We start from the raw sequence: 4,665 nt of genomic DNA on the forward strand, positions 1-4,665 counted from the left end.
TTAAAAAACATACTGGTATTTCACCTAAACAATTTAAAAATGGATGCAGCTATTAATTGTCCTTCGTTCTACCAATAGATTTATTTTGTTGCTTTACATTATTAATAAATATCCTTTATACAGCGAAAAAACATTAATTTTTAGTACATAAATTGAAATAGATTGATCCCAACATAATTTACATTCTTCATAACTTCTGATCATAATCCAAATTTGGAAGAATAGAGGCTTTTTTATATACAAATAATAAGCCTCAAGGAGTTGTTGACATGCATTTCATATTAAATATGTTAGGGATTTTTGTTGTAATATTAATCGTTTTTCTATGTTCGCCTAATAAAAAACAAATAAAATGGAGACCAATCGTTATTCTAATAATATTGGAGCTTTTTATTACGTGGTTTATGTTAGGCACCAAATTGGGCAGTATTATCATTAATAAAATTGCGTCATTTTTCAGTTGGCTACTTTCATGTGCGAATGAAGGTATTCGATTTGCATTTCCTTCAGCTATGGAAAATCAAACAGTTGATTTCTTCTTTAGCGCCTTACTTCCTATCATTTTTGTTATCACTTTTTTTGATATCCTTTCTTATTTTGGAGTCTTAACTTGGATTATTGATAAAGTAGGTGCAATTATTTCAAAGATTTCTCGTTTACCAAAGTTAGAAAGCTTCTTTTCCATTCAAATGATGTTTTTAGGAAATACGGAAGCACTTGCAGTTGTTCGTGATCAATTATCTGTGTTAAAAGAAAATCGTTTATTGACTTTTGGAATTATGAGTATGAGTAGTGTCAGCGGATCAATTCTTGGTGCTTATCTATCAATGGTTCCAGCAACATATATTTTCAGCGCTATTCCTTTAAACTGTATTAACGCATTAATTTTAGCCAATGTTTTAAATCCTATTGAAGTTACTAAAGAAGAAGATGTTATTTATAAACCTTCAAAAAATGAAAAAAAAGATTTCTTTTCTACTATTTCTAACAGTATGTTAGTCGGAATGAATATGGTTATCGTTATTTTAGCTATGGTAATTGGATATGTAGCTTTAACAGCATGTTTAAATGGTATTTTAAGCTTTTTTATAACAGGTTTAACAATTCAAAAAATCTTCTCGATTATCTTTAGTCCCTTTGCTTTTTTACTCGGTTTAACAGGCAAAGATGCTATGTATGTAGCTGAATTAATGGGGATAAAAATCACAACGAATGAATTTGTTGCAATGATGGATTTAAAATCAAACTTAAAGTCTTTACAACCGCATACGATTGCGGTTGCAACTACATTTCTAGCTTCTTTTGCAAACTTTAGTACAGTAGGTATGATTTATGGAACTTACAATTCATTATTTGGCGGGGAAAAATCATCCATAATCGGTAAGAATGTTTGGAAGCTTCTTGTTAGCGGAATGGCTGTTTCCTTATTAAGTGCTATGCTTGTGGGGCTTTTTGTGTGGTAAATGAATAACTGTAATAAGATGAAGACACTTAAACTGAATTGGGTGTCTTCATCTTATTACTTGTTCTTTTATAATTTTTATCCCCGAATCTGTCCATTCCCACGAATCACATATTTTCTGGAAGTTAATGCAGGAAGCCCCATTGGTCCCCTTACGTGTAGTTTTTGCGTACTGATGCCAATTTCTGCGCCGAAGCCGAATTCAGATCCATCTGTAAAACGAGTCGATGCATTATGGTAGAGTGCTGCGGCATCAACAGATGTGAAAAACTTACTGACGTTTTCCTCGTTCTCTGTAATAATCGCTTCGGAATGCATGGATCCATACGTATTTATGTGATGAATCGCTTTTTCCGCTGAGGAAACCACTTTAACTGCCAGTGTGAGAGATAAAAACTCTGTTTCCCAATCTTCTTCTGAAGCTAATGCAATAGAAGAATCAATTGCCAATGCTTTATTATCACCACGTAGCTCCACGCCTCTTTCCTTCAAGGAAGAAAACAGCTCGCTACCAAATTGCTGCGCCCAATTCTCATGAAGTATAATCGTTTCAATTGCATTACATACAGATGGACGCTGCGTTTTTGCGTTTATAATAATATCAAATGCCATTTGTTTATCCGCTGTTTCATCAATGAAAATATGACAATTTCCCGCACCTGTTTCAAGTACTGGAACAGATGCTTCTCTCACTACAGTATCTATTAACTGCTTGCCGCCTCTTGGGATAAGAACATCCAAGTACTCATTCAATGTAAACAACTGCTTTGCACTATCGCGCGTTGTATCTTCTATGAGCTGTACGCTTTCTAGAGGCAAACTTGTTTGTTTGAGCGCCCGGTGAATAACGCTAACGATGGCTTTGTTAGAATGAATAGCAGAAGAACTACCACGTAGTATTACTGCGTTTCCTGTTTTTAAACAAATTGTAGCCGCATCCACTGTTACATTCGGTCTTGCCTCGTAAATCATTCCGACAACACCAAGTGGTACACGCATCTCCTGAATAGATAATCCATTTGGTCGTTCCCATGCACTTACACATTCTCCAACAGGATCACGTAAATCAATTAGTTGCTTAATACCTTCAGTCATATCAATGATACGCTGTTCATTCAGCATAAGACGATCAAGAAGAGAGTCAGAAAATCCTTTTGCCTTACCTTCTTCGATGTCCTGTTTGTTTCCCTCTAAAATATAAGCTGTTTCTACTATCAACTGATCAGCAATCGCGGCAAGTGCTTCGTTTTTTTGATTTGTAGATTTAAGCACAAGTTCTCTAGCGATTTTTTTCGCTTTTTGTCCCTTTGCTAACACTTCATTCATTTTCATTTCCTCCTTTTTTAAGGTTAATCAGTATAAAATCCGAGATCTTTTTAACGCTAGTAATGCACTATCCTACCTATTAGAATTAGAGCGGTCTCTATTCTTAAAATGAAACCCAATGATCTCTATGGATGACTTCATAGCTATGCCTTTCCCCTCTTGCTTGAATATCTTGGCTCTGCATACCTTTTAAATCCCTTAGTTCCTCTGCACTGTATCTGCATTGTCCTTTCCCTATTACGTGCCCTTGTTGCGTGATTACCTCCACAACTTCATCGACTTGGAAAAATCCTGACACATTAGTAACACCAGCAGGAAGAAGACTCTTTCCATGTTGAATGATGGCAGTGGCTGCCCCGGCATCTACTTCAATTTGTCCGCTAACAATCGAATGTAGTGCGATCCATTGCTTGTTCATCTTAATCACTTTTTGAGGAGCATTCCCGATATATGTTCCATCACCTTTGCCCTTCATAACATCTAAAAACTTCTCCTGTCCACATCCCGTTCCGATAAATACACTCACTCCAAGAGATAGTGCCGTCTTTGCAGCATCGATTTTTGATTTCATACCGCCAGTCCCAAGTTTTGAGCCAGCATCTCCTGCAAGAGAAGCAATTTCTTCCGTTACCTCAGGAAGGAAATAATATTTTTTCGCATCCGCATTTTTCTGAGGATTTTGGTCATATAAACCGTTCACATCTGTAAAAATCATGAGCATATCTGCCGAAACAAGTCCGCTTACTAAAGCTGACAGCATATCATTATCACCGAACGTCAACTCTTCTAAAGAAATGGAATCATTTTCATTGATTATAGGAAGAGCAGAACGGTTTAGTAGCTCTCCTAAAGTAGCGTAAGCGTTACTGTATTGTTCTTTTCTAGAAAAATCATTTCTCGTTAGTAAAAGTTGTGCAGTAACAATACCATATTTACGGAATTCCTCCGTGTATGCCTGCATTAATAAACTTTGCCCGACAGCGGCAGCAGCCTGTTTCCCTTTAATTGTCACAGGTCTGCTAGGATACCCTAGAGCAGAAAAACCTGCAGCGACCGCCCCAGATGTAATCAACAAAACTTCATGTCCTTCCTCTTTCAATCGTGCCAATGCAGCAACGTGATCTGAAAGCTGTTCTTTACAGATGCCTCCATGACTCGCTGCCAAGGAACTACTCCCAATCTTTACAACAATTCTTTGCTTTCTCACTTTTTTATCCCCCAAGTCTAAAATCAAAGTTTTTCATAAATTACACTTCTATCCATACAGTGTGCATCGATTTCTATCCTCATCAATGCTGCACCTATAGTATTAAAGGGCAAAATAAAAATGACCGCTTCGCCCTTAATAAAATAAAAAGGACGAAACGGTCATTGTTCCGCGGTACCACCTTAATTGATATACATAGATATCCACTTGGCGCCTATAACGCAGGCGTACGCCTAAACTTTCATTTAAGACTCAGGGATAGGTTCGATACATTCTATACGAGGAATCTTTCAGCCGGTGAATTCCACTCTCTTTCGCAAGAAGACATATGTACTATTTCCCTTCAACGATTTTCAATTTAATTTTTTTATATTATGCTATATAGTTCCTTTTTGTGTCAAGAGGTATTTTGCAAAATGAATATGATGACAAGTTTCTTGTATGAGATTACGGACATACTGGATGATAGTGAAAATTGATATAACTATACTCATATTCATAAACATAAAATCTTTTGAAAAATCTCTCCTGTCATTCATGCGATTAATAACATATATTGTTCTCCATACCAAGGTATATAAAGTGAAACTTTAATCAGTGGGGGTTTTGTTCATCCCCCACTGATTATTAGCCCTCACCAATCGGGCGTTTACGGGCAGTTGATCTCCCA

Annotated in this window: 3 protein-coding genes and 1 other annotated feature; of the genes, 1 reads left to right on the plus strand and 2 read right to left on the minus strand. The window is 36.5% G+C overall.

Going from position 1 to position 4,665, the window contains the following annotated elements; genetic code table 11:
- Positions 1 to 269: 269 nt before the first annotated feature.
- Positions 270 to 1,463 carry a nucleoside transporter C-terminal domain-containing protein gene (locus tag AB3X48_RS18150; protein ID WP_016105199.1) on the plus strand — a complete coding sequence of 398 codons (1,194 nt, stop codon included), beginning with the start codon at positions 270 to 272 and terminating at the stop codon, positions 1,461 to 1,463.
- 77 nt (positions 1,464 to 1,540) lie between these two features.
- Here AB3X48_RS18150 and AB3X48_RS18155 read toward each other — a convergent pair whose 3' ends face one another.
- Positions 1,541 to 2,788 carry a glutamate-5-semialdehyde dehydrogenase gene (locus AB3X48_RS18155; protein WP_016105200.1) on the minus strand — a complete coding sequence of 416 codons (1,248 nt, stop codon included), beginning with the start codon at positions 2,786 to 2,788 and terminating at the stop codon, positions 1,541 to 1,543.
- Positions 2,789 to 2,891: 103 nt separating this feature from the next.
- Entirely contained in the window at positions 2,892 to 3,995 is a 1,104-nt protein-coding gene (proB, locus tag AB3X48_RS18160) for a glutamate 5-kinase (protein ID WP_016105201.1), read from the minus strand.
- Positions 3,996 to 4,140: 145 nt separating this feature from the next.
- Positions 4,141 to 4,351 (minus strand) — a binding site (T-box leader).
- Between the last annotated feature and the right edge of the window lie 314 nt (positions 4,352 to 4,665).

It is taken from the genome of Bacillus sp. S4, from assembly GCF_040838205.1.
In the GTDB taxonomy this organism is placed as follows: domain Bacteria; phylum Bacillota; class Bacilli; order Bacillales; family Bacillaceae_G; genus Bacillus_A; species Bacillus_A cereus_U.

Coding starts and splice junctions, on each gene's coding strand:
- AB3X48_RS18150 (WP_016105199.1), top strand. CDS start 270: ATGCATTTCATATTAAATATGTTAGGGATTTTTGTTGTAATATTAATC.
- AB3X48_RS18155 (WP_016105200.1), bottom strand. CDS start 2,788: ATGAATGAAGTGTTAGCAAAGGGACAAAAAGCGAAAAAAATCGCTAGA.